19 protein-coding genes and 1 pseudogene are annotated in these 24,268 nt (G+C 61.1%); 7 read left to right on the top strand and 13 right to left on the bottom strand.

Going from position 1 to position 24,268, the window contains the following annotated elements; translation table 11 throughout:
- Positions 1–408: 408 nt before the first annotated feature.
- Positions 409–2,697 (bottom strand): 5-methyltetrahydropteroyltriglutamate--homocysteine S-methyltransferase, encoded by a 2,289-nt coding sequence (metE, locus tag AC6CIA_RS23395; RefSeq protein WP_498315515.1) that lies wholly within the window; start codon positions 2,695–2,697, stop codon positions 409–411.
- 271 nt (positions 2,698–2,968) lie between these two features.
- On the opposite strand from metE, the gene AC6CIA_RS23390 reads away from it, so the two are divergent.
- Together AC6CIA_RS23390 and AC6CIA_RS23385 are read left to right on the top strand one after the other, a co-directional pair.
- Positions 2,969–4,066: a carboxynorspermidine decarboxylase gene (locus tag AC6CIA_RS23390; protein ID WP_498315514.1), complete on the top strand. Its 1,098-nt coding sequence runs from the start codon at positions 2,969–2,971 to the stop codon at positions 4,064–4,066.
- Positions 4,067–4,094: 28 nt separating this feature from the next.
- The gene (locus AC6CIA_RS23385) at positions 4,095–5,339 is read left to right on the top strand and encodes a saccharopine dehydrogenase family protein (protein ID WP_498315513.1); all 1,245 of its coding nucleotides are present in this window, start codon (positions 4,095–4,097) and stop codon (positions 5,337–5,339) included.
- A 71-nt stretch (positions 5,340–5,410) separates the two neighbouring features.
- Here the strand turns inward: AC6CIA_RS23385 and AC6CIA_RS23380 are convergent, their stop codons facing one another.
- A complete protein-coding gene (locus AC6CIA_RS23380; RefSeq protein WP_498315512.1) occupies positions 5,411–6,199 on the bottom strand; it encodes an SDR family NAD(P)-dependent oxidoreductase in 789 nt (262 codons plus the stop codon).
- A gap of 167 nt (positions 6,200–6,366) precedes the next feature.
- On the opposite strand from AC6CIA_RS23380, the gene AC6CIA_RS23375 reads away from it, so the two are divergent.
- Positions 6,367–6,930 carry a TetR/AcrR family transcriptional regulator gene (locus AC6CIA_RS23375; RefSeq protein ID WP_498315511.1) on the top strand — a complete coding sequence of 188 codons (564 nt, stop codon included), beginning with the start codon at positions 6,367–6,369 and terminating at the stop codon, positions 6,928–6,930.
- 477 nt (positions 6,931–7,407) lie between these two features.
- Positions 7,408–7,747: pseudogene (locus AC6CIA_RS23370) on the top strand (DUF6124 family protein).
- A 48-nt stretch (positions 7,748–7,795) separates the two neighbouring features.
- On the opposite strand, the gene glsB reads toward AC6CIA_RS23370, so the two are convergent.
- The gene (gene glsB, locus AC6CIA_RS23365) at positions 7,796–8,704 is read right to left on the bottom strand and encodes a glutaminase B (RefSeq protein WP_339532709.1); all 909 of its coding nucleotides are present in this window, start codon (positions 8,702–8,704) and stop codon (positions 7,796–7,798) included.
- 360 nt (positions 8,705–9,064) lie between these two features.
- On the opposite strand from glsB, the gene dapA reads away from it, so the two are divergent.
- On the top strand, positions 9,065–9,925 hold the full coding sequence (dapA, locus tag AC6CIA_RS23360; RefSeq protein ID WP_498315510.1) for a 4-hydroxy-tetrahydrodipicolinate synthase: 861 nt from the start codon (positions 9,065–9,067) through the stop codon (positions 9,923–9,925).
- Between the two features lie 3 nt (positions 9,926–9,928).
- On the opposite strand, the gene AC6CIA_RS23355 is transcribed toward dapA, so the two are convergent.
- From AC6CIA_RS23355 to AC6CIA_RS23335, 5 genes are all read right to left on the bottom strand, one after another.
- Positions 9,929–10,735 (bottom strand): energy transducer TonB, encoded by an 807-nt coding sequence (locus AC6CIA_RS23355; RefSeq protein ID WP_498315509.1) that lies wholly within the window; start codon positions 10,733–10,735, stop codon positions 9,929–9,931.
- On the bottom strand, positions 10,732–11,178 hold the full coding sequence (tolR, locus tag AC6CIA_RS23350; RefSeq protein ID WP_498315508.1) for a protein TolR: 447 nt from the start codon (positions 11,176–11,178) through the stop codon (positions 10,732–10,734). Before tolR ends, AC6CIA_RS23355 begins: the two co-directional genes overlap by 4 nt.
- Before the next feature lie 14 nt (positions 11,179–11,192).
- Positions 11,193–11,885 carry a protein TolQ gene (gene tolQ / locus AC6CIA_RS23345; RefSeq protein WP_498315507.1) on the bottom strand — a complete coding sequence of 231 codons (693 nt, stop codon included), beginning with the start codon at positions 11,883–11,885 and terminating at the stop codon, positions 11,193–11,195.
- A 57-nt stretch (positions 11,886–11,942) separates the two neighbouring features.
- Positions 11,943–13,829, bottom strand: a complete 1,887-nt coding sequence (locus AC6CIA_RS23340) for a phytase (RefSeq protein ID WP_498315506.1) — start codon at positions 13,827–13,829, stop codon at positions 11,943–11,945.
- A gap of 127 nt (positions 13,830–13,956) precedes the next feature.
- A complete protein-coding gene (locus AC6CIA_RS23335) occupies positions 13,957–16,473 on the bottom strand; it encodes a TonB-dependent receptor (RefSeq protein WP_498315505.1) in 2,517 nt (838 codons plus the stop codon).
- Positions 16,474–17,056: 583 nt separating this feature from the next.
- Between AC6CIA_RS23335 and AC6CIA_RS23330 the strand changes: the two genes are divergently transcribed.
- The gene (locus AC6CIA_RS23330) at positions 17,057–17,971 is read left to right on the top strand and encodes a GGDEF domain-containing protein (protein ID WP_498315504.1); all 915 of its coding nucleotides are present in this window, start codon (positions 17,057–17,059) and stop codon (positions 17,969–17,971) included.
- Positions 17,972–17,980: 9 nt separating this feature from the next.
- A complete protein-coding gene (locus AC6CIA_RS23325; protein WP_498315503.1) occupies positions 17,981–19,012 on the top strand; it encodes an AraC family transcriptional regulator ligand-binding domain-containing protein in 1,032 nt (343 codons plus the stop codon).
- On the opposite strand, the gene AC6CIA_RS23320 is transcribed toward AC6CIA_RS23325, so the two are convergent.
- From AC6CIA_RS23320 to AC6CIA_RS23300, 5 genes are all read right to left on the bottom strand, one after another.
- On the bottom strand, positions 19,001–19,897 hold the full coding sequence (locus tag AC6CIA_RS23320) for a LysR family transcriptional regulator (protein WP_498315502.1): 897 nt from the start codon (positions 19,895–19,897) through the stop codon (positions 19,001–19,003). The two genes, AC6CIA_RS23325 and AC6CIA_RS23320, sit on opposite strands and share 12 nt — an antisense overlap.
- A 113-nt stretch (positions 19,898–20,010) precedes the next feature.
- Positions 20,011–20,628: an isochorismate family cysteine hydrolase YcaC gene (ycaC, locus tag AC6CIA_RS23315; RefSeq protein WP_498315501.1), complete on the bottom strand. Its 618-nt coding sequence runs from the start codon at positions 20,626–20,628 to the stop codon at positions 20,011–20,013.
- Positions 20,629–20,652: 24 nt separating this feature from the next.
- Entirely contained in the window at positions 20,653–22,491 is a 1,839-nt protein-coding gene (locus tag AC6CIA_RS23310; RefSeq protein ID WP_498315500.1) for an amidohydrolase, read from the bottom strand.
- Positions 22,488–23,087, bottom strand: a complete 600-nt coding sequence (locus tag AC6CIA_RS23305) for an antibiotic biosynthesis monooxygenase (protein ID WP_339532721.1) — start codon at positions 23,085–23,087, stop codon at positions 22,488–22,490. Before AC6CIA_RS23305 ends, AC6CIA_RS23310 begins: the two co-directional genes overlap by 4 nt.
- 116 nt (positions 23,088–23,203) lie before the next feature.
- Positions 23,204–24,115 carry a LysR substrate-binding domain-containing protein gene (locus tag AC6CIA_RS23300; protein ID WP_498315499.1) on the bottom strand — a complete coding sequence of 304 codons (912 nt, stop codon included), beginning with the start codon at positions 24,113–24,115 and terminating at the stop codon, positions 23,204–23,206.
- Between the last annotated feature and the right edge of the window lie 153 nt (positions 24,116–24,268).

Genomic DNA, 24,268 nt, shown 5'->3' with positions numbered 1-24,268 from the left:
AAGCCCCCCTCACCCTGACCCTCTCCCCCTGGATAGGACTGTTGTGGCGAGCGGGCTTGTCCCGCGCTGGGCTGCGAAGCAGCCCCAAAACCAGCCGCTACGGAGTATCTGATACACCGCATTCGGCTTACTGGGACTGCTTCGCAGTCCAGCGCGGGACAAGCCCGCTCGTCACAGGGAAATCGTCAGTTTCTGAAAGTTGTATAGGTACCTATGCCAGGGAGCGAGGGGACTGAGCGAAGTGTGCTGAGAAAATGGGCGACCTGAAAGACCGTTTTGATTGTGGATTCAAAGCCGATCTTCCAGGTCGCTGTAAACCGCCAATATCCCTCGGTCAGTCCCCTCTCCCTCCGGGAGAGGGGTGGTTCTCAAGCCAGCCACAAAACCCGCGTCCTTTCTGCACTGTTATCAGCCCAGCTCGCTACGCAGTTGACGCGCAGCCGTGACCATGTGGATCAACGCCGCTTCAGTCTCGGGCCAGCCACGGGTTTTCAGGCCGCAGTCAGGGTTGACCCACAACCGTTCGGCTGGGATACGCTTGGCGGCCTTGCGCAGCAGGTTGGCCATTTCCGACGCTGGCGGCACCCGTGGCGAGTGGATGTCGTAGACACCCGGCCCTATATCGTTCGGATAAGCGAAGGCTTCAAATGCATCCAGCAACTGCATGTCCGAACGCGAGGTTTCGATGGTAATCACATCGGCATCCATCGCCGCAATGGACTCGATGACATCGTTGAACTCGCTGTAGCACATATGAGTGTGGATCTGGGTGTGATCCTGCACGCCGCCGGCGCACAGGCGGAACACTTCGGTGGCCCAATCCAGATAGGCCTGCCATTGCGCCTGGCGCAACGGCAAACCCTCGCGGAACGCCGCTTCGTCGATCTGCACGATCTTGATGCCAGACGCTTCCAGATCCAGTACTTCGTCACGGATCGCCAAGGCCAATTGCCGGGCTTGCACCTCGCGGCTCACGTCGTCGCGTGCAAAGGACCACATCAGCATGGTGACCGGGCCGGTGAGCATGCCCTTCATCACCTTGTCGGTCAGGCCTTGGGCGTAGCGGATCCATTCCACAGTCATGGCTTTCGGGCGGCTGAGATCGCCATAAATTACCGCCGGTTTTACACACCGCGATCCGTAGCTCTGGACCCAACCGAAACGGGTAAAGGCGTAGCCGTCCAACTGCTCGGCGAAATACTCGACCATATCGTTACGCTCGGCTTCACCGTGAACCAGTACGTCCAGGCCAAGATTTTCCTGCACTTCAACCGCGTGGCGAATCTCACTCTGCATCGCCTCCACGTATTCCGCCTGGCTCAACCTGCCGGCCTTGCAGGACTGGCGCGCCAAGCGGATCGACGCGGTTTGCGGAAACGAACCGATGGTGGTGGTCGGGAACAGCGGCAGGTTCAGGCGTGTGCGCTGTCGCTCGATACGCTGGGCGAACGGCGACTGACGCTGGCTGTCCTGGGCAGTAAGCGCCGCGACCCGCGCTTGCACGGCGGGTTTGTGAATACGCGGCGACACGGCGCGGGCAGCCTGGACGGCACGGCTTGCGGCGAATTTCGCGAGCACCTTCGGCGCCTGCGGCTGCGTCACTGCCTGGGCCAGGACGGCGACCTCTTCACACTTCTGCACGGCGAACGCCAGCCAGCTTTTCAGTTCGCTGTCGAGCGTGTCCTCGCGGTCCAGGTCCATCGGGCTGTGCAGCAACGAACAGGAAGGTGCGACCCACAGCCGGTCACCCAGGCGTTCATGCGCATGCTGCAAGGTCTGCAAGGCTTTTTCCAGGTCACAGCGCCAGACGTTCCGGCCGTTGACCACGCCCAGGGACAGCACCTTATAGGCCGGCAAGCGATCGAGAATCGTCGGGTACTGCTCGGGAGCGCGCACCAGGTCAATGTGCAAACCATCAACCGGCAGATTGGCCGCCAGGCCGAGGTTCTCTTCCAGGCCACCAAAATAGGTCGCTAGCAGTTTCTTCAGGGGGTCGCGCTGGATCTGGTTGTAGGCGCGCTCAAACGCATTTTTCCAGTCCTGCGGCAAGTCGAGCACCAGAATCGGCTCGTCAATCTGCACCCACTCCACGCCCAGCTCAGCCAGGCGCTGAAAAATCTGCCCGTACAACGGCAGCAAACGGTCCAGCAACTCGAGCTTGTCGAAGTCCGCGCCCTTGACCTTGCCCAACCACAGATACGTCAACGGCCCGAGCACCACCGGCTTGACAGTGTGCCCCAGTTCGCGGGCTTCCTGGACTTCCTCGAAGAGCTGATCCCAGCCTAGGTGGAACTGCTGGTCGGCGCTGAACTCGGGCACCAGGTAGTGATAGTTGGTATCGAACCACTTGGTCATTTCCTGGGCGTGGGCACCGCCGCAGCAACTGTCGCTGACACCCCGCGCCATGGCGAACAGGGTGTGCAACGTGGCATGCCCGTCAGCCGGGCGAAAGCGCTGTGGAATCACACCGAACATCAGCGAGTGCGTCAACACTTGGTCGTACCAGGCAAAGTCCCCCACAGGCAGCAGCTCGATACCCGCCTGTTGTTGCAAGGCCCAATGGGTCTTGCGCAATTCACGGCCCACGGCACGCAGGCCGGCTTCGTCGAGTTCGCCCTTCCAGAACGCTTCCTGCGCTTTTTTCAGTTCACGATCGCGTCCAATGCGCGGAAATCCAAGGGAATGAGCGACAGCCATGACAAGAAACTCCAATGTGTTGATCTGGGCTCATTGTCGGCAGTCACCAATAGTGAAACAAACTCATTTTATTCTAGGTGATCACGAGCTTTACTCATGATGGCGTGACACACCAAGCCTCGGTCTGCCACGCTGTCGCCTTGACCGTCACATTGAGCCACTACCCTCATCTACCGAACGCGCAAAAACCGCTGACTAACCTTTCGATCTGAATCAAGTGCGGGCACAATGCGTGTCCTTTTTTGGCAGGCTCCGCCACAGGCTCTGAAAAATGATCAAGACACCGTATTACCTCATTGATAAGCAGAAGCTGCTGGTCAACATGCAGAAGATTGCCTACGTGCGCGAGCAGTCCGGGGCCAAGGCCCTGCTGGCACTCAAGTGCTTTGGCACCTGGTCGGTGTTTGACCTGATGCAGCAATACATGGACGGTACCACCTCGTCTTCGTTGTATGAGCTCAAGCTCGGTCGCCAGAAGTTCGCAGGCGAGACTCACGCCTACAGCGTCGCCTGGGCCGACGACGAAATCGAAGAGATGCTCGCCAACTGCGACAAGATCATCTTCAACTCCATCGGTCAGTTGCAGCGCTTTGCCCAAGCCTCCGAAGGCAAGGTCCGCGGCCTGCGTGTCAACCCGCAGGTGAGCAGCTCCGATTACCTGCTGGCCGACCCGGCGCGTCCGTTCAGCCGCCTCGGCGAATGGGACCCGGTGAAGGTCGAGCAGGTTATCGAACAGATTTCCGGCTTCATGTTCCACAACAACTGCGAGAACGCTGACTTCGACCTGTTCGACAAGATGCTCGGCACTATCGAGGAGCGTTTTGGCCATCTGTTGCACAAGGTCGAGTGGGTCAGCCTGGGCGGCGGCATTCACTTCACCGGTGAAGGCTATGCCATCGACGCCTTCTGCGCGCGGCTCAAGGCGTTTTCGCAGAAGTACGGCGTGCAGGTCTACCTGGAACCGGGTGAAGCGGCGATCACCAACAGCGCCTCCCTGGAAGTCACCGTGCTCGACACCCTCTACAACGGCAAGCATCTCGCCGTGGTAGACAGCTCCATCGAAGCCCACCTGCTGGACCTGCTGATCTATCGCCTCAACGCCAAACTGGCACCGAGCGACGGTGAACACACTTACATGGTGTGCGGCAAATCCTGCCTGGCCGGGGACATTTTCGGTGAATACCAATTTGATCGTCCGCTGGCCATCGGCGATCGACTGTCGTTCATCGACACGGCAGGCTACACCATGGTCAAGAAAAACTGGTTCAACGGCCTGAAAATGCCGTCCATCGTAGTGAAACAACTCGACGGTACAGTCGAAGTGGTTCGTGAGTTTGGCTTCGAAGACTACCTGTCCAGCCTTTCGTAGGCTGGCGGATAAAGGAGAGATAAAGCAATTGAAAAAGAACGTTCTTATCATTGGTGCAGGAGGTGTCGCCAAGGTGGTGGCCCACAAGTGCGCGCAGCACAACGACGAACTCGGTCGTATTGCCATCGCGTCGCGCAACATCTCCAAATGCCAGGCCATCATCGACAGCGTCAAGGCCAAGGGTAGCCTCAAGCAACCCGCGGATATCAAAGCCTTCACGCTGAACGCCCTGGACGTGGAAGCGACCAAGGCACTGATCCGCGAGACCGAATCGCAGATCGTCATCAACGTCGGCTCCGCCTTCCTCAACATGTCGGTGCTGCGTGCCTGCATCGATACCGGCGTGGCTTACCTGGACACCGCCATCCACGAAGAGCCGGGCAAGGTCTGCGAGACCCCGCCGTGGTACGGCAACTACGAATGGAACCACCTGGAGGAGTGCAAGCAGAAGAACATCACTGCGATCCTCGGCGTGGGTTTTGATCCAGGTGTCGTCAACGCCTATGCGGCGCTGGCGCAACAACAGCATTTCGACCGCATTGATTCGATCGATATTCTCGACGTCAACGCGGGCTCCCATGGCAAATATTTCGCCACCAATTTCGACCCGGAAATCAACTTCCGCGAATTCACCGGACAGGTGTGGAGCTGGCAGAACAGCCAGTGGACCAGCAACACCATGTTCGAAGTCAAACGCACCGACGACCTGCCGGTAGTCGGTTCGCAGAACCTGTACCTGACCGGCCACGATGAAGTGCACTCGCTGTCGAAAAACCTCGACGTGCCCAACGTGCGTTTCTGGATGAGCTTCGGCGAGCACTACATCAATGTGTTCACCGTACTGAAAAACCTCGGCCTGCTTTCCGAGAAACCGGTCACCACCGCCGAAGGCCTGGAAGTCGTGCCGCTGAAACTGGTCAAGGCCGTGCTGCCTGATCCGTCTTCGCTGGCACCGGGCTACACCGGCAAGACCTGCATCGGCGACCTGGTCAAGGGCACCAAGGACGGCCAGCCACGCGAGCTGTTCATCTATAACGTGGCCGACCACGAAGACGCCTACGCCGAGACCGACAGCCAGGGCATTTCCTACACTGCCGGCGTACCGCCGGTCGCCGCCGCGCTGCTGGTCGCCCGTGGCGAATGGGATGTGCAACGCATGGCCAACGTTGAAGAACTGCCGGCCGAGCCGTTCCTCAAGGCGCTGGATGTGATGGGCCTGCCGACTCGGATCAAAGACGAGCACGGCGACCGTCCGTGGGACGCTATCGCCTGATAGTGTGCTGAAAGCAAGCTGCGCCCTGATCGGGCGCAGCTTGTTGTTGAACGTTCATGGGCTGCGCCAGCTCACGCCGGGCTACGATAACGCTCCGCGACTTGCCCTTGACGCAACTGCCCCAGCAAACCCTGACGTGCGCTCTGCAGCGCGTCCCAACGCTGCCCATCGTGCAGCGGTGGAATGGTCACCTGCTCGCGGCGATCAAAGCCCACCAGCGCAGCGTCTACCAGATCACCCACCTCCATCACCTCAGGCAGCGTATTGATGTCGACGCCCGAGCGTTCCCAGATTTCCGTGCGCGTGGCCGCCGGCAGCACCGCTTGCACATACACGCCTTGAGGCGACAGCTCCAGGCTCATGCCTTGAGACAGGAACTGCACAAAAGCCTTGGTCGCTCCGTAGACCGTCATTCCGAGTTCCGGCGCCAGGCCCACGACCGAGCCGATATTGACGATCGCGCCCTCACCCGCCTTCGCCAAGCGGGGTGCGATGGCGCTGGCCAGACGCACCAGCGCGGTGGTGTTGAGGGTGACCAACTGTTCCAGGCTGGCGGGAGTCTGCGCGAGGAAATTCCCGGTCTGAGCCATGCCGGCGTTGTTGATGAGGATGCCGATTTTTGTGTCTTCGCGCAGCCGCGCTTCCACACCGCTCAAGTCATCCGCCAGGGTCAGGTCAGCCTGGATGATATCGATGCTCACGCCGTGTGCCTGGCGTAGACGCGCGGCCAGCACGTCCAGGCGCGCCTTGTCGCGGGCGACCAGCACCAGATCGTGACCACGTGCGGCGAAGCGTTCAGCGTAGACGGCGCCAATGCCGCTGGAAGCGCCGGTGATGAGTACAGCTGCGGAAGTCGTCATATAGGAAGTCTCTTGCTCGGGGTAGGACAGACCGCAACATGCGATCTGTCAGAGGGCGAAATTATGATTACAGTCATAATCTAAACCGTCAAGCATTTTGATGATGAGCATCATCCATGTATAGTGAGCGGCGTATGACCGTATTCAGCGGCAAGAGGTAAAACCCAATGAAAGTCACCAAGGCGCAGGCGCAGGCCAACCGGGCGCACATCGTCGAGACAGCGGCCCGCTTGTTTCGTGAACGGGGTTATGACGGCGTGGGTGTGGCGGACCTGATGGCAGCGGCCGGCTTTACCCATGGCGGGTTCTACAAGCACTTCACGTCCAAGGCCGACCTGATGGCCGAAGCGGCGGCCTTTGGCCTGGCGCAGTCAATCCAGGCGGCCGCGCAGAGCGACGCCGCCGGCTTTATCGCGTACTACCTGTCCCGCGAACACCGCGACGCACCCGGCGCCGGCTGCGCCTTCGCGGCCCTGAGCGGCGATGCCGCGCGGCAATCGGCGGAGCTCAAAGCCACCTTTGCCGACGCGATCGAACGGATGCTGGCGCAGCCGGCACCCGCCGACACTGCACTGGACGAAGCCGCCTTGCGCTGCGTGAACATCCAGCGCATGGCGCAAATGATCGGCACGCTGATACTGTCCCGCGCCTGCCCGGATGACTCGCCGTTGGCGGATGAGATTCTCGAGGTGGGTCGCCACTGGGCGCTGGCGCCCTGCGACGCAGTATAGATATCGAAGAGTTTCAGGAAAAAATACACGCTTGGTTTTTGCCAAACCTGCCTTTGGGGTGATAAAGCGACATATAACGACCTTGTTTTCACTCATCCTGATGCTATTTCTGAACGTCACTCTCTTTACCATGGCAATAAAGAGTCCCGTCGCGGTGATGCGCAAAACTTATCCGGTCTTGGGGATTTTTCCGACAACCCTTTCGGGTTGTCGTTCGGAAGGTGGCCGACTACTCTTCGCGCTGTCGCTGCCAATTCAGCGACCGGATTTGACCGTCCAAGTAAACCAGTGCGCTACAGCGCCCAAGACCTATTTCAGGCGTTTTTTTTACGCCTGAGGTATTGTGTCGCGGCAGTTGTGCGCGGGATACCTTCGGGTATGCCGGATCACTGGTTCCGGTCGGTCAACCCGCGTACAGCTGCCACCCTATTCGTTTGACCGCGAACAGTGGCGGCTCCACCTACCAGGAGCTTCACCATGATCAAAGACAGCCCCAACCCCGCCTCACCCAAGCCACGACACCAGCGGGCTTCACCAAGCGGCTCATCGTGCGATCAACCATTATCTGAAACCTGAAACCGACAAACCCACCGCACCAGCGTGCGATGGCTTATTTACCGTGCGTGGGGATCTGGACGGCGAGACCTTACTGGTCAACGCCGCACAGGACCTGGCATCAATCAACGTGATCGCGGCGCACCTGGCCTTTGAAGTCGACGGCACTCAACGCAACATAGCGCTGGGTATTTGCCGGATGCTGGAAGGTGTACAGATGCTGGTAGACAAGGCGCTCGCCGAATGCGCGCAACGTGGCTGAAGACAGCGTGCCGGATCGCTTCCAGGCACGCGGGAGCGATCCATCCCGTTAAAACACCGACCACCCGATCCGCTCGCTCAACAACTCCAGGGCCTTCATCCCCGCCAACGAATTGCCCGCCGCATTCAACTCCGGCGACCATACGCAGACCGTAAACTGCCCCGGCACCACCGCGACAATGCCGCCACCGACACCGCTTTTGCCCGGCAACCCGACGCGATAAGCAAAATTACCCGCCTCGTCATACAGCCCGCTGGTGGCCATGATCGAGTTGACCTGCTTGGTCTGTCGCGGCGTCAGGATGCGTTCGCCGCTGTGGGTACACACGCCTTCATTGGCCAGGAAACAGAAGGCCTTGGCCAGGTCCAGGCAGCTCATCTGCAGGGCACAATAGTTGAAGTAACTGTGCAGCACCGCGTCCACATCGTTGTGAAAGTTGCCGAAGGATTTCATCAGATAAGCCATGGCCGCGTTGCGCGCACCGTGCTGGGCTTCCGATTCGGCCACCACGCTGTTGACCAGTACTTGCGGGTTGCCCGATAAGCGCCGGACAAAGTCGCGCATGGACAGGATCGGCACGGCAAAGCGCGACTGGTTGATGTCGCAGATCACCAGGGCGCCGGCGTTGATAAAGGGATTGCGCGGGCGACCGCGCTCGAACTCCAGCTGCACCATCGAATTGAACGGCTGCCCGGATGGCTCGTGTCCCAGGCGCTCCCAGATGGCTTCGCCGGAATGCTCGATGGCCTGGACCAGGCTGAAGACCTTGGAAATGCTCTGCACCGAAAACAGCGTATGGGCATCGCCGGCACAGTAGTACTCGCCGTCGTTGCCGTAGACCGCAATCCCCAATTGCTGGGCCGGTACATCGGCAAGGGCGGGAATGTAGTCGGCGACTTTGCCTTGTCCGATCAGCGGACGAACTTCGTCGAGGATCGATTCCAGCAGCGCCTGCATGTGTAGTCCTGTCATGGTTAAAAAGAGCAGTAATGAGCGGGGCGTGGAGGATACCTGAAATACAGGCCGCGCTTGACAGCCGCGCAGCGTACACATAAAGATACAGGTCTAACTCAGGGTGTACGCCGTCATGCCTGCAACGTCCGACTTCGACTTTTCCGTCATTGGCTTGAACGCCAAGGCGCAAGGTTGCGTTGCGCACGCCCTGAAATCGAAGAAACAGTCGCTCATGTGACCGGGGCGCGCTGTCCCGTCAGATGAGCTGACAGGACATCGAGCGCGACGGACCCCACCTCCTCTTGCTTATCCCCTCTGCCCTTCTGACGGTGACTTGATCGGTCAACCATCAGGAGAGTGTGCATGTCAGCGTTTCAAGGTATCTGGGTTCCCGTCGTCACGCCGTTCCATCACGGCGCCATTGATTTCGTCGGGCTGCGGCGGCTGGTCGGCCACCTGCTGGAAAAGGGTGTGCACGGGATCATGGTCTGCACCACCACCGGCGAAGCCGCGGCCCTGGCCAGGCAGGAGCAATTAGCCGTGCTGGATGCGGTGCTCGAGCTCGTGCCGGCACACCGCGTGGTGATGGGGCTGTCGGGCAATAACCTGATTGAACTGCTGCAGTTTCAGCAGCAGCTCCAGACGCGGCCGCTGGCCGGGTTGCTGGTGCCGGCACCGAGCTATATCCGCCCGTCCCAGGCCGGGCTCGAGGCCTTTTTCCAGACCGTGGCGGATGCCTCCAGGGTGCCGATCATTTTGTATGACATCCCGTACCGCACCGGGATTGCCTTCGAACGGGCCACATTGCTGAACATCGTGAGCCATGAGCGGATCGTCGCGATCAAGGATTGCGGCGGCAACCTGGCCACTACTTTGGCGCTGCTGGACAGCGGCCAGGTCGATATCCTGTGTGGTGAGGACGTGCAGATGTTCAGCGCCTTGTGCCTTGGCGCCACGGGGCTGATCGCGGCCTCGGCGCATATTCACAGCGAGAAATTCGTAACCCTCTACCAGCAGATCCGCGACGGCCAACTGGACGCGGGCAGGCAGACTTTCTTCAGGTTGTTGCCGCTGATCAACGGCCTGTTCAGTGAACCCAATCCCGCACCGGTCAAAGCCGCCTTGGCCCTTGAAGGCCTGATCGACAGCGAACTGCGGGCGCCGATGCAAGGTGCCAGCGAAGCATTGAAAGCGCATTTGCGAAGCGTGCTTGGCACCCTGTAAGGCCTACTTGATCCGGTAATGGAAGGTATTGCGCACCGCCGGTACGGCGACCGCCTTGCCAGCAATCACCCGTGGCTGATAACGAAAGGTGCTGGCCGCCGCCAATGAGGGCCGGATAAACAGCGGATGGCAGCCGTCCAGCACCTTGGGGTTTTCCACCCTGCCTTGGGGATTGACGGTGTACTCCACCGAACAATCGCCCTCGAGGTTCTTGTCCAGGGCGCGTTGAGGGTAGTCTGGCGCTTCCTTGCTCAGGGGCAGGTATTGGCGGCTATCGGCAGCCGCTTGGGCGGCGGCTTGTTGCCGGGCGCGGTCCGCGGCCAGTCGCGCTTGCTGCTGTGCCTGTTGTTGCGCCTGTTGTTGCGCCCGTTCCTCGGCCTGGCGCTGCTGTTCCATCTCGCGGTTGTGCCGTGCGGTTTCCTGCTGCTGACGCTGTTGCTGGATTTTCTTGTCCTCGACCCGCTTGCGCGCCAGCGCGGCCTGTTCCATTTTTCGTGCCTGGACGTGCGGGTCGACAACCGGTTTCGGCGGGGCGGCGACCACGGGCTCCGGCGCTGGCGTGGGGGCAATGGCCGCCGGGACCGGAACAGGCGCCGGGGGTGGCGGGGCTGGCGACAACATCACCAACTGCGTATGCAAAACCTGTGGCGACTCGACCGGCGGCGGCTGAAACCCGCCGCGCACCAGCAACCCCAGCACAGCCACGTGCAACACCACGGCGAAACCGGCAGCGAAACCCTGTCGCCAGAAACCGGCACGCTGTGCAACGGCCAAGGTCAGGCTCGGCCCCGGCATGATCATCGAGGTCATTGCGGCGCCTCGGTCACCAGCCCCAGGTTGCTCACGCCACCCTTCTGCAAGACGGCCATGGCGGCCACCACCTGACCGTAACCGGCGCTTTCATCGGCGCGGATATAGACCTGGGTGTCGCTACGCTCGGCAACGATGCGCGCCACCTTGGCGCCCATGTCATCAAGCGTCACGGCGCTGTCGGTCTGGTGCTCAGTGTCCAGTTCGCCGCCCAGGTTCCAGTAGTAACCGCCGTCGGCCTTCACCGACACGGTAAGGATCTGCTGGCGGGTATCCGTGGCCAGGGCCTCGGCGGCGACCTTGGGCAATTCGATTTTCACGCCTTGGGTCAGCATCGGCGCGGTGACCATGAAGATCACCAGCAGCACCAGCATCACATCGATATAGGGCACCACGTTCATTTCCGCCTTGGGCCCGTGCTTGCGTTGCGGCTTGACTAACATGGCAAGGCTCCGGTTCAGGCGGCTGCGGCCAGGTTCGAGGAATGGCCGCGCACGCTGCGATGCAGACGCACCTGCAGTTCGTTGCCGAACGCGTAGTAGCGGGTCAGCAAGGTTTGGCTGCGCGCCGAAAAACGATTGTAGGCAATTACCGCGGGGATCGCCGCGAACAGGCCAATCGCGGTGGCAATCAGTGCTTCGGCAATGCCGGGTGCCACGGTCGACAATGTCGCCTGCTGCACCTGGGACAGGCCGATGAACGAATTCATGATGCCCCACACCGTGCCGAACAATCCGATGTAAGGGCTGACCGAACCCACCGTGGCGAGAAACTGCAAGCCTTTCTCCAGTTCCACTTCCTGCTCGGTGATCGCCACTTGCAGCGCCCGCTCCACACCCTCCAGCACGCCCTCGCCATGGCCTTGCAAATGCTCGAATTCCTGAATCCCGGCAACGAAGATCGGCGCAATCCCACCTTCGCTTTCTTGCACGGTTTCGCGGTACAACGCGTGGACCTCAGCGGTGCCGCGAAAGCGCTGCACGAACTGGTTCATCTGGCGCTCCATGCGCCGCAGTACGCTGGCGCGCTGCACGATCAAGTACCAACTGACCAACGAGGCCGCGAGCAACGTGAGCATCACAGCCTTGACCAACAGGCTGGCGTCACTGATCAGTCCCCAGATCGTCATATGTTCCAATGTGGCGTGCATGAAGAAACTCCTAGAGCGGCTATTCGATAAAAAAACGGTGACCGATTGATGACAGGCTCAAGGCAACTTCAGCGCCTTGGTGACCTCGGCCCAGGGCACGAACTTGAAGTTCTGGGCCTGTTCGGGCATGCGCTTGCGGCCGTCCTGCACCACCAGCATGCCTTGGCTCCACGGCCCGCCGAGGTTGATCGCGGTGACTTCGAGGCCGTCGGTTTCCGAGGCCCCATCGATACCCGCCGAAGCGTTCAGGCCCACGCGAAATGCCCCACGGCTGACAAACGGCGGCTCAGCGTCCAGCACCAGATAGCTGTCATTGCCTTGGCTGGAGATCACCAGGTAGTCGCGACCATTGCTCTGGTACAGCGCCAGGCCTTCGACATCGGCCTGCAGTTGCTCTGCGACCTTGATCACGATGCTCAACCGCGCCGGCTGATCGGCACGGGCATCCACCGCCCAGACCCCAACATCTTCTTCACCAATGAACAGACGCTGGCGCTGGTCGTCGGCCACACAGCCTTCAGGCTGGCTGTCGACCTTGAATTGGCGCACCAGTTGCCCTTCTACCCGACCCTGCGGCGCGCTCAAACGGTATTGCAGGAAGGTGCCGTCCTTATCGTTGGCGATGGCATATACCTCGCCGCTGGCTGGCTGGAACAGGCAGATGCCATAGATCGCTTGCAGCGGTGTCGGAATGTCCCCGGCCTCGCTGATCTGGCCTGTACGCCGGTCAATGCTGAACAGACTGAGGCTGTTGTGATCACGATTGCTCGCCACCGCGAGGTCGACCGTGCGTTGGCCGAGCTTGAAATTCGGGCGCACATCGACGTTATTCAAGCGCCCTACCGCCAGTTCCTGCAACAGCTTGCCATCGAGGTCATAGGCCAACAGGCCTTGCTTCTTGTTGGTGCCCAGCACTCGGCTTTGGGCGGGGTGCTCGGGGTGAATCCAGATCGCCGGGTCATCCGCCGCATCCCCCTGACGCCCCACCGGCGCGCTCTGGCGGATCGCGGCCACTTCCGGCAACACCGGCGGCAATCGCACAGGCTTGGCTTGCCAGTTGAGTGTCGTCTGATAGAGACGCCCGTCCTCGTCATCGCGCAGCAGCACGTGCAGGCCGCTGGCAGTGGCCCGCACGGCAAGGTTTTCCGGTTCTTTCAGTTCTGCAAGGGCAAGGCTCGACGCGAGGCTCCAGCGCGTGCCTTGCTGCTGATAAAGGTGCAACTTGCCGGCCTTGGGGTCCAACGCCACGACGCCTCCGGGCACCACCGCCATGGCGCCGGCGGCATGTTTTTCAGGCGTGTCGAAAATCGCCACGGGACGGCGAGTGGCATCGGCTTCCGGGTGTGCCGGGTAGGCCCACCAACCGACGTTTTCTTCGTTGACCAGCAGTTGCTGGGCGGCGTCGTCCACCTGACAGAACTGCGCCGCTGGCGGCAACGGCAACCCCCGTACGCGCTGTGGTTCGGCCAGCAATGTCGAGCCGTTTCCGACTAGCCATTGCTCGCCCTTGCCTTCTTCACCGACCAGGAACAGAAACAGATTGGCCGCCGAGTCGCGGGACAGGCACACGCCGTTGACCGCATAGTCGCGACTCGGCAAATACAGCGGCGTTCCCCACTCGCCCGTACTCGGATCAAGGCTGATCAGCAGCGCTTGCTGACGATCGTTGTCCAGGCTCGCCAGCAGTACCTGTTGACCAGCGGCGCGGCTGTCGAGGCTACTGAAGTGACCTTTGAAGCGGGCCAGTTCGGCGCCCTTGGCATCCAGCAACAGCAGGCCATCGCGCTCGCTGGCGGCCAGGCGCTGCTCGGCATTCGGCAGGAAGCTCACGGCCTGGGCGTCGAGCGCAGGCGCCCAAGGCGTCAAGGGCACGTCGGCGGCCACAACGTGAGCGCACGTCAGGCTGATCAGGGCGGTTAGCAAGTAAGGCTTGGAAAGTCTCATGAACAGGGAAAATCCTTATCAAATACAACAAGGCGATACCTCGTAGATACCGTCTTGAACTTGGCCGGGCAGGATTCAAGACGCTATCTAAGTGGGCTCACGTCTCGACCTATGGGTGCGACGCACTTCAGAAATGGGTGAAGGTCAGGCCCAGCTTGTAGGTCGGGCCGTACTCTTCGTACTGGGCGTTGTAACTACGGTGGCCGGTGTAGACGAAGTACGATTCGTCCGTGAGGTTCTGCGCCTCGAAGCTCACTTGCAGGTCTTTGGTCAGCGCGTAGCGAGCGCTGAAGTCCACGAACGTCTGGGAGTCGACGTGCAGGTCGTGCGCCTTATCGTTGATGGATGCCAGTTCGTACAGATAGGCCGACTTGTAGTTGGCCGACAGGCGCAGGCTCAATGTGTCGTCCTCCCAACCCAGCATCAGGTTGCCGACCGTGTCCGACTGGTTGGGCAGGTTGATGTTGCGCTTGCGATTGACTCCACTGGCCGCGTCAAAGCCTTCGATATCGGCACTGGAACGACTGAAGGTGGTGTTGGCCCCGACCAGCAAACCGTTCCACGGCGCCGGCAGCCAATCGAATTTCTGCGAGTAGGCCAGTTCCAGGCCATAAAGCTTGGCGCTGTCACCATTGGCAAAGGTATGGGCCTCGGCGAAATCGGCCCAGGCGCCCGTTCCCGCGACGTCGGTGTTGTAGACGAAATTCTGGATGTCCTTGTAGAACACGAATGCCGACACGGTACCCGCGTGGCCCATGTAGTGCTCGATGCCGAGGTCCAGGTTGCTCGACTCCAGCGGCTTGAGGTCCGGGTTGCCGAACGTGGCCTCGTCATCGTCGATGACGAACCCCGGCGCCAGTTGGCCGAATGTCGGACGCACCACGGACTTGGTCCAGGCGGCGCGCACCTGGGTGTTTTTGTCCAACTGGTAACGCGCGTGCAACCCCGGCAGCCAGTGATGGTAGCGACGCTTGGTCTCGGTATCGCTGAACTGGCCATCGGTGGCGCCGGTGCCCTTGGCTTCGAACTCGGTGCCTTCGTAGCGCAGACCGGCGATAAAGCGCCAGTCGTCGATATCAAGGGTGTTCATCAAGTAGCCGGCGTTGATGTCCTCGCGCATGCTGAAGTCGTTAACCCGCGACTCCGTGGCGTCATAGAAGTCCGCCGGATTCAGGCCGCCGATCAGTTGCCGGATGCCGCTGCCACTGATACCGGGGCCGAAGCGGCCAAGGCGATAATCCACGCTGCCTTTCTGCAACTGGCCGAGGTTGAGCTGTTCATCGGTAAACCCCAGGTCATCGAAGTCTTCATAGACCCATGCTTCCAGGTCGTTGTCTTTATTGCGTCGGCTGACCTTGCCGCCGAACTTGAGCTGTGACGCGTAGCCATTGAGGTCGTAATCACGGGCCAGGTCCAGGCGCAGGTTTTTCTCGGTGTCCTTGGTGTTCTGTTTCTCCCAGTCGACCTTGTCCAGGGTGTAATTGTTGGCGTCATAGAAGCCCGCGCCGATGATCGGACGTGGCTTGTCCTTGTCGTAGAAACCGCTGTCGGCAAAATCACCACCGTCGAAGGTCGCACCGGCAATGTGTGCCGGACTGTCTTCGCTGGAACGGCTGTAGCCGGCCTGGCCGCTGAGTGTCCAGAGGCCGAACATGCGCTCGCCACCGAACACGTAGGACTGGATTTCCTGGGTTTCCTCACGCTGCTTGAGCGTGCGCTTGGCTTCGGCGTCGCCCAGCTCTCCGGCGGCCAATGGGTCGGCGAACTCGAGGCTGGCGGCGTTGCGGGTCTCGCTGTCCTTGTAGCGGCTGTACAGCGTGCGCAGGTAGTAGCTGCTCAGATCGTCGGGCTTGTAATCGAAGTTCAGGCCACCGCCGGCGCGCTCGCGGCTGATGTCGTAGTCGCGCATCTCGAATTCATTGAGTCTGGCGCCTTGCTCGAAATCCCAGGCGCCACCGGTCTCGACGTTGTCCGAGCCGAAATCTCGCTTCTGCCAGCTCAAGGCGGCCGCCACGCCAAAGTTATCGATACCCTCGCCAAGGCTGAAGCGATTACTGACCGCACCGGAGAACTTGGGGCTGGTCTGGCGGGTGTTCTTGTCGTAACTGGCCTCGGTGCTGCCGGTGTAGAACAGCCCTGTGTGATCGAACGCCGACAGGCTTTGCACATCGACGGTGCCCCCCAGGGAGTTGGCATCCATGTCCGGGGTCAGGGTCTTGATCACTGACAGCGACTGCACCAGTTCCGACGGCAGCACATCCAGGGCCACGGCGCGGCGCTCGCTTTCCGGCGAGGGCACGAGGGTGCCGTTGATGGTCACGCTGTTGAGATCCGGGCCAAGGCCGCGCACGCTGACAAACCGCCCTTCCCCCTGATCGCGCTCGACACTGATGCCCGGCAGGCGCTGCACGGCTTCGGCCACGTTGTCGTCCGGCAACTGCGCCACGCCGTCGGCATGCACCACGCTTTTGATGCTGTCGGAAACCCGCTGTTCCTTGAGCGCCTGATCGATGCTGGCCGCCTGTCCCACCACGTCGACGTGCTCGGTGTTGGCCACGGCATCGGCGGCACTCAGCCGTTCGCTGGCAACCGCCAGAGCCAGGGCGGTAAGCGTGAAACTGACGAGCCCGCTGCGCTTGTACATGAAGTCTTCCCCAAGAGTCCGTTACGCCAGGCAACAAGCCCGGCAACTGGGAGGGCAAGCTAGGGGTGAGGAATGACGGTTCTGTGACAGAGGTTGCCGGGGTGCTGGAAAAGCCCGGGGTTTGCGGGGATTTCGAGGTGGAATGAGCTGATATGACTCTGGTCAGAGTCCCTCACCCCAACCCTCTCCCAGAGGGCATAGGTATCTACACAACTTTGGTTGGGCCCTGCACCTGTGGCAAAGGAGCGTGCTCCCGTGACGGCTTGACAGTTGTCGGATAGCGGCCTGATGCACCTGGGTAAATGTGGGAGCGGGCTTGCTCGCGAAAGCGGTGTGTCAGAGAAGAATAGGCTGACTGACACTTTGCATTCGCGAGCAAGCCCGCTCCCACATTTACCCAGGTGCATCAGGCCGCTGTACCCAATAGGGGTGTAGATACCTATGCCCTTTGGGGTGAGGGGCTCGGCTGTTGAATCTCCCCTACACTCCCATGAGCTGATTCGACCCCTCCCCATCGTCATCCAACTGTCACATCCATCTGCTGTGCTGGCCTCCATCGCGCGACCGCCCAAGGATCCCGGCCATGTTCTCCGTGCTCAAACCCCACCGCTGGAAACTCACCCTGCTGCTCCTCGCCGCGAACCTCGGCCTGTTGCTGCACCTGGCCTGCGGCGATTTGAAAAGCGTCAGCGAATGGGTCTGGCTGGACATCGTCGGTGAAGGTGGCACGGCCCTGCTGGCGCTGGTCTGGTTGGGGCTGGTGCTGAAAAGTCGTCCGGCGGGACGGGTCACCAACTATCTGGTGCTGGGCCTGAGCTGCATCTTTTTCTCCTGGTGGATCGACAGCCTCGACGAATTCATCCGCCTGCCCGACAGCATCACCTGGGATCACTGGCTGGAGTCCGGGCCAATGCCGGTCGGCATGATTCTGCTGACGTTGGGCATTTATCACTGGCACCGCGAGCAATTGGCGATCAGCGCGCAAATGGAAAAACGCGAACGCTTGTTTCGCGAACATCGCTTGTTCGACAAGCTGACGCCCCTGGGCGGCGCCGATTACCTCAAGCGACAGCTGGCCGAGACCCTCGGCAACAGCCGGGAGCGCCAGCAACCTTTGTCCTTGCTGGCGGTGGACCTGGACCACTTCGCCGCCATCAATCAGGCCTACGGGCATGCCGAGGGTGATGCGGTGCTGCAAGCCCTCAGCCATTTGTTGTTGCTGAACTTGCGGCGCCAGGACCTGCTGTGCCGACTGGCCGGTGATCGATTTGTGGTGCTGTTGCCGCACACCGGTGAGCGCCAGGCACAGTTGCTCGCCGCAGAGCTGCAACACGCGGTGGACAGCCTGGCGCACAAGACCCGGCAACACGGTGAGCGCTTGCAACTGTCGGCCACCACCGCCGTGGTCATGGCGCTGGAGGAGACCCCCGAAGCGTTGCTCAAGCGCTTGAACCTGGCGCTGGCGCGTGCCAAACAGCCCCTGGCAAAAACCGCCTGAGGCCCGGCCATGACCCTGAAAACCACGTGGTACGAGGCCGACAGTCGCTTTATCGCCGGCCATTACCAGCCGGCGATGCTGATCGACCTGGCGCTGTCACGGGACATCGACAGTCACCGTCTGTTGCGCGGCACGGGACTGTTCCATGAGGACATCCTGGCCGGCAGCGCCCGCCTGAGCCCGCAACAGTTTCTGGCGCTGATCGGCAACAGCCGGCGCCTGCTGGATGCCGATGACAGCAGTTTTCTGTTCGGGCAGCGCTTGCTACCGGGGCATTACGGCGCCGCCAGCCATGCCTTGGGTCACGCACAAAACCTGCATCAGGCCATCGATACCTTGCTGGAGCAGCAAATACTGCTCAGCCCTCTGGTAACCCCGCAACTGCTACTGGACGAACACCACGCGTATCTGTTCTGGCGTGACAGTTGCGGGGCCGGCGAACACTGGCGCTTTCTACTCGAAGCCAGCATGACGTCAATGGTCGCGATGAGCCAATGGCTCAGTGGCCAGCGCCTGCCTTGGGAGTGCCACTTCAGCCATGCGCAGCCGCGTTATGTCGAACAGTATTGGGTGCATCTGGGTGAGCAGACGCGCTTCGAGCGACCGCTGGACATGATGTGCATCGAGCGCCGGTTTCTCTCCCAGACCTGGCCCGGCGCATCAGCCACCGCCGGTCAGGTCGCCCGTCAACAGGCGCGCGAACAGATCGAGCAACTGGGCTTCGCCACCAGTTTTCTCGACTGTCTGTACCAGTACCTGCAATCCCATGTGCGCCAGCCACCCAGCCTGGAACAGACAGCCCAGGATTTCGCCATGAGCCCGGCGACCCTCAAGCGCAAACTGCACAAGCACCACACGGGCTACCAACAACAGGTCGACCGGGTGCGCAAACACATGGCGCTGTATCTGTACCAGGTCAAGGGCTTGAACAATGAAGAAGTGGCGACGTACCTGAACTTCAGCGATGCGGCGAATTTCCGGCGTTCATTCAAGCGCTGGACCGGCAGCACGCCGAGCCTGATCCGCCAATTATTGTCCTAGCAGCGGTTCAACCAATTGCTCGCGCAGATACTCCACCAGCGCCTGCACCGGCCGCGAACCTTGACGGTGTTGGGGATACACCGCCGAGAGGGTCAGCGGTTCGGGCGCAAAATCCTCCAGCAGCGTCACCAATTGGCCCGTTTGCAGGGCGTGCGCGACGATAAAGGTCGGCAGATAAGTGACGCCCAGCCCGGCGATGGCCGTGTCGCGCAGCAACTCACCGTTGTTGACCCGCATGCGCCCGCTGACATTCAGGCTCTGCGGCTTGCCCTTGACCTGGAAGCGCCACTGCACCTGGCGGCTGTGGCCGTACGGCAGGCACTGATGATCGACCAGTTCTTCGGGAGTGCGCGGTGTACCCTGTGCGGCCAGGTACGCCGGACTGGCGCAATAGACCCGCTGGATACTGGCGATACGCCGCGCAATCAAGGTCGAGTCTTCCAGAGTGCCGATGCGCAGGACCAGGTCGTAACCCTCGCTGATCAAGTCAACCGGACGATCACTCAAGTCCACTTCCACCGACACCTGCGGGTAACGTTGCAAAAACCGTGGCAGCAGGCAACCGAGGTGCGCCATCGCAAACGACAGCGGCGCGCTCAAGCGAATCGTGCCCCGGGGTTCACTGTTCTGGCCGCTGATGCCCTGCTCCACTTGCTCGACTTCACTGAGCAGGCGCAAGGCGGATTCGTAATAACTCTGGCCCAGAGGCGTCACATCCAGACGGCGTGTGGAGCGATTGAGCAGGCGCACGCCCAGGCGATCTTCCAACTGGATCAGGCGGCGACTGACAAACTGTTTGGACAGGCCCAACTGCTCAGCGGCGGCCGTGAAGCTGCCGGACTCCATGACCTGACAGAACAGGCGCATGTCTTCAAAGGGGTTCATTGTCGCATCTCGGTGGACATTTGGCTGTTTTATAGCCGCTCAGTCATGAAACCACAACCGAACGTTCCCGCGCGGTACGCGGGAACGAGCATCACCGGATGTGCAGCGCCAGGTTACTTGGCGGTAAACGCCGAGTAACTGTTCATCAGGTTGCGGTAGTTGGGAATGCGCGGCGACAACAAGTTAGCCAGGCCTTCCATGTCATTGCGCCAGTCAATTTGCAACTCGCAGGCTACCGAGAACCAGTTGACCATTTGCGCACCGGCTGCGGTCATGCGCGCCCAGGAGGCTTGCTGCACAGTCTCGTTGAAGGTGCCGGAAGCGTCGGTCACGACGAACACTTCGAAACCTTCGGCCAGGGCTGACAGGGTCGGGAATGTCACACAGACATCGGTCACGACGCCGGCGATGATCAGTTGCTTGCGCCCGGTGGCCTTCACGGCCTTGACGAAGTCTTCGTTGTCCCAGGCGTTGATCTGGCCGGGGCGCGGAATGTACGGAGCGTCCGGAAACAGTTCTTTCAACTCGGGCACCAACGGGCCGTTGGGGCCGGTTTCAAAGCTGGTGGTGAGGATGGTCGGCAACTTGAAGAACTTGGCCACATCGGCCAGGGCCAGCACGTTGTTCTTGAATTCGTTGGGTGAGAAATCCTGGACCAGCGAGATCAGCCCGGTCTGGTGATCCACCAGCAATACCACGGCGTCGTCTTTGTTAAGGCGCTTGTAAGTCATCGGTGTAACTCCTTTGTGGTTGATTCAGAAAGCGAAACACGAGCAGCCAAACGCCCCCCAGAAACCCTGGAAGTCGCTGACCGGTACATTGGAAAGACGCGCCCGTTCATGGCTGTGGGCATGCACGCCACAGGGGCCGCTGCATTGGTGGACTTGAGCCTGCAGGGGCGAGCTCGGTCGCCAGTGACCCGGCACCTTGACCACCGGCGACCAGTCCGGCAGGACCGGCACCCGCGGCGGTGCGAAATCCTCAAAGTCACCGGCGCCGTACACCACTTTTCCGCCGACCACGGTCAAGACTGACTCGATCCACTTGATGGCTTCTTCGTCGACACTGAAGAAATCCGCCGACAGCGCCGCCACGTCCGCCAGTTGGCCAACCTTGATCTGGCCCTTCTTGCCCTGTTCGGACGAAAACCAGGCGCTGCCGTGGGTGAACAGTTCCAGGGCAGTGAGACGCGGCAAGCCTTCGGCGTGCAGTTCCAGGCCACCGACGGTGCGCCCGCTGACCATCCAGTACAGCGAAGTCCACGGGTTGTAACTCGACACCCGCGTGGCGTCGGTTCCGGCGCCGACCGGCACGCCTTCAGCGAGCATGCGCTTGATCGGTGGCGTGGCTTCGGCGGCCTTGGCGCCGTAGCGCTCGACGAAGTATTCGCCCTGGAACGCCATGCGATCCTGGATCGCAATCCCGCCGCCCAAGGCCCGTACCCGTTCAATGTTTTTCGCCGTGATGGTTTCGGCGTGATCGAAGAACCACGGCAGCCCATTGAACGGGATATCGCGATTGACCTTTTCGAACACGTCGAGCATCCGCGAGATCGACTCGTCATAGGTCGCGTGCAGGCGGAACGGCCAGCGCTGTTCCACCAAGTGGCGCACCACCGGCTCCAACTCCTGCTCCATGGTCAGCGGCAAGTCCGGGCGCGGCTCCAGGAAATCCTCGAAATCCGCCGCCGAGAACACCAGCATCTCGCCGGCGCCGTTATGCCGCAGGTAGTCGTCACCCTGGTGCAGAGTCACGCTGCCGGTCCAGTTCTTGAAGTCGCTGAGTTCTTCCTTGGGCTTTTGCGTGAACAGGTTGTAGGCGATGCGCACCGTCAGTTGCTGGTCCTTGGCCAACTGCTCGATCACCGCGTAGTCGTCGGGGTAATTCTGGAAGCCGCCGCCCGCGTCGATGGCGCTGGTCAGGCCCAGGCGATTGAGTTCACGCATGAACTGGCGGGTGGAGTTGACCTGGTATTCCAGCGGCAGTTTCGGGCCCTTGGCCAGGGTCGAGTACAGAATCATCGCATTGGGCCGCGCCACCAGCATGCCGGTGGGGTTGCCCTGGCTGTCGCGTACGATCTCGCCGCCAGGTGGATTCGGTGTGTTTTTTGTATAGCCGGCCACGCGTAGCGCAGCACGGTTGAGCAAGGCGCGGTCATACAAATGCAGGACGAAGACCGGCGTGTCGGGAGCGGCCTGGTTCAGTTCCTCCAGGGTCGGCATGCGTTTTTCGGCGAACTGGAATTCATTCCAGCCGCCCACCACTCGCACCCATTGCGGGGTTGGCGTGCGGTCGGCCTGATCCTTGAGCATGCGCAAGGCATCGGCCAGCGACGGCACGCCTTCCCAGCGCAGCTCCAGGTTGTAGTTCAGGCCGCCACGGATCAGGTGCAGGTGCGAGTCGTTGAGACCGGGAATGACGGTGCGGCCCTTGAGGTCGATGACTTGGCTGGCACTGCCGCGCAAGGCCATGGCTTCGCCATCGGTACCGACGGCGACAAACCGCCCCTGGCTGATCGCGACAGCGGTGGCACGGGGGTTCTCACGGTCCACGGTGTGGAACTGGCCGTTGAACAGAATCAGATCAGCGTTCATAGGGTTTCCTTTACAGAAGCTTCAAGCCAAGGGGCGAACAGCCGGGTTGCCGCCGGCATGAACAGGTACACCACCAGCAACACGATGGTCAGGGTCACCAGGAAGGTGGCCACGACGTAGTTGGACAGCAACGGATGCAGACTCAGGATCGGCCCCCATACGATGGGCACCAACAGTGTCAGGGGCAGGATCACCAACAAGGTGACCACGGCCTGCTTCCAGCGCGGTGGTTTGGCGGCGCTGTCGGCCAGGGGCGAGAACCAGAACTCGTTGACCGCGCCGATTTCGGTGCGGTCGCCATCGGCAAGCATCGGCGCGGCTTCGTCGATCAGGGCCTGACGTTGTGGTGAATTCAGCCACAGTTCGAGGTAATGGGTGGAACGGTAGCGCAGTACGCAGGTGAACAGCGCCAGCGCGCCTTGTTTGCTGCGCACTACATCGACGCCCAGGTGGCCCGGGCGCTCACCGGCAATGCGCACGATGCGCCGCAGCCAGGCTTCATAGTCGGTTTCAAGGCCCGGCTTGACCAGGTGTCTGACCACCAGCGTGACCACTTCATCGGGCGTCGGCGTGGCCTGTGATGATGACGCGTCCATTGGTCCCTTCCCCCCTTGCGTGTTTTTAACGAGGGTTGAGTGTGGGGGCAGTCGGGGGCAGAAAAATTGGATGTACGTGCTCTGTTGAGGGGGCGATGGCCAGGTGTGAACCCTGCTCACACCAGCAGCCGTGACATATGCTCGCTGATCCGCGTCCGCAGCCAGCGTTCAGCAGGATCGTTGTCGTGCACGCCGCTCCAGACCATCGACAACTCCGCGGCCTCAATCGCGAATGGCGGGTCTTCGGCGCGCAAAACGCTTCCATCCGTCAGCGCACATGCCGCGTAATCCGGCACGGTCGCGATAATCTCGGTCCCCGCCAACAACGCCCGCAACCCGCTGAATTGCGGCACCGCCAGCACCACCCGCCGCGCCCGGCCGATGCGGGCCAGGTCAAGGTCGATATTGCCGCTCAAGTCCCCCGAGAACGACACCATCGCATGGGGCCGCGTGCAGTACTCATCCAAGGTCAACGGCCCAGGCCGATCGTCACCACGCAAGACCTTGCAGGGGATGTCCCGCAGTTTCTTACGCTTGGCATTAGCCGGTAAGTCAGTGGTGTAACTCACGCCCACGGAAATTTCACCACTGGCCAGCAGCGACGACATCAGCAGGAAATTGGCCCGGCGCACCACCACGATAATTCCCGGGGCTTGCGCGCGCAGTTGACTGAGCAAGGGCGGGAACAAGCCGAACTCGGCGTCGTCGGACAGGCCAATGCGAAACACCGCGCAGCTGGTGCTGGGATCAAACGCCTTGGCGCGGCTGACGGCGCCGGAAATAGTGTCCATCGCCGGTTGCAACTCCTTGAGGATCGCCAAGGCCCGTGGCGTCGGTTCCATGCCGCGCCCGTTGCGCAGCAACAGCGGATCATCGAACAGGTCACGCAAGCGACTCAGGGCCGCGCTGACGGCGGGCTGGCCCATAAAGAGTTTCTCGGCAACCCGGGTCAGGTTCTTCTCGAACATCAGCGCTTCGAAAATCACCAGCAGGTTCATGTCGACGCGACGCAGATCATTACGGTTCATGCGGTCCATCCCGACGCGAAAACCTGAAGCTAAGCACCTATCCAGCGTCCGGCCTTGGATGCCTGTGCTGACATTTCTGCGCCAGCCTTGGACAGAATTAACAACGATTAACTCGTCAAGCCCGTGACCTGGCGCCAAAAATGACTCGGTCCA

This window comes from Pseudomonas sp. GQ91 (assembly GCF_059758795.1).
This window is presented reverse-complemented; position numbering and strand designations above follow the sequence as displayed.

What these genes read in the sequence shown, in the direction of transcription:
- metE (WP_498315515.1), bottom strand. Translation starts at nt 2,697, where the DNA reads ATGGCTGTCGCTCATTCCCTTGGATTTCCGCGCATTGGACGCGATCGT.
- AC6CIA_RS23390 (WP_498315514.1), top strand. Translation starts at nt 2,969, where the DNA reads ATGATCAAGACACCGTATTACCTCATTGATAAGCAGAAGCTGCTGGTC.
- AC6CIA_RS23380 (WP_498315512.1), bottom strand. Translation starts at nt 6,199, where the DNA reads ATGACGACTTCCGCAGCTGTACTCATCACCGGCGCTTCCAGCGGCATT.
- AC6CIA_RS23375 (WP_498315511.1), top strand. Translation starts at nt 6,367, where the DNA reads ATGAAAGTCACCAAGGCGCAGGCGCAGGCCAACCGGGCGCACATCGTC.
- glsB (WP_339532709.1), bottom strand. Translation starts at nt 8,704, where the DNA reads ATGCAGGCGCTGCTGGAATCGATCCTCGACGAAGTTCGTCCGCTGATC.
- dapA (WP_498315510.1), top strand. Translation starts at nt 9,065, where the DNA reads ATGTCAGCGTTTCAAGGTATCTGGGTTCCCGTCGTCACGCCGTTCCAT.
- AC6CIA_RS23355 (WP_498315509.1), bottom strand. Translation starts at nt 10,735, where the DNA reads ATGACCTCGATGATCATGCCGGGGCCGAGCCTGACCTTGGCCGTTGCA.
- tolR (WP_498315508.1), bottom strand. Translation starts at nt 11,178, where the DNA reads ATGTTAGTCAAGCCGCAACGCAAGCACGGGCCCAAGGCGGAAATGAAC.
- tolQ (WP_498315507.1), bottom strand. Translation starts at nt 11,885, where the DNA reads ATGCACGCCACATTGGAACATATGACGATCTGGGGACTGATCAGTGAC.
- AC6CIA_RS23340 (WP_498315506.1), bottom strand. Translation starts at nt 13,829, where the DNA reads ATGAGACTTTCCAAGCCTTACTTGCTAACCGCCCTGATCAGCCTGACG.
- AC6CIA_RS23335 (WP_498315505.1), bottom strand. Translation starts at nt 16,473, where the DNA reads ATGTACAAGCGCAGCGGGCTCGTCAGTTTCACGCTTACCGCCCTGGCT.
- AC6CIA_RS23330 (WP_498315504.1), top strand. Translation starts at nt 17,057, where the DNA reads ATGTTCTCCGTGCTCAAACCCCACCGCTGGAAACTCACCCTGCTGCTC.
- AC6CIA_RS23325 (WP_498315503.1), top strand. Translation starts at nt 17,981, where the DNA reads ATGACCCTGAAAACCACGTGGTACGAGGCCGACAGTCGCTTTATCGCC.
- AC6CIA_RS23320 (WP_498315502.1), bottom strand. Translation starts at nt 19,897, where the DNA reads ATGAACCCCTTTGAAGACATGCGCCTGTTCTGTCAGGTCATGGAGTCC.
- ycaC (WP_498315501.1), bottom strand. Translation starts at nt 20,628, where the DNA reads ATGACTTACAAGCGCCTTAACAAAGACGACGCCGTGGTATTGCTGGTG.
- AC6CIA_RS23310 (WP_498315500.1), bottom strand. Translation starts at nt 22,491, where the DNA reads ATGAACGCTGATCTGATTCTGTTCAACGGCCAGTTCCACACCGTGGAC.
- AC6CIA_RS23305 (WP_339532721.1), bottom strand. Translation starts at nt 23,087, where the DNA reads ATGGACGCGTCATCATCACAGGCCACGCCGACGCCCGATGAAGTGGTC.
- AC6CIA_RS23300 (WP_498315499.1), bottom strand. Translation starts at nt 24,115, where the DNA reads ATGAACCGTAATGATCTGCGTCGCGTCGACATGAACCTGCTGGTGATT.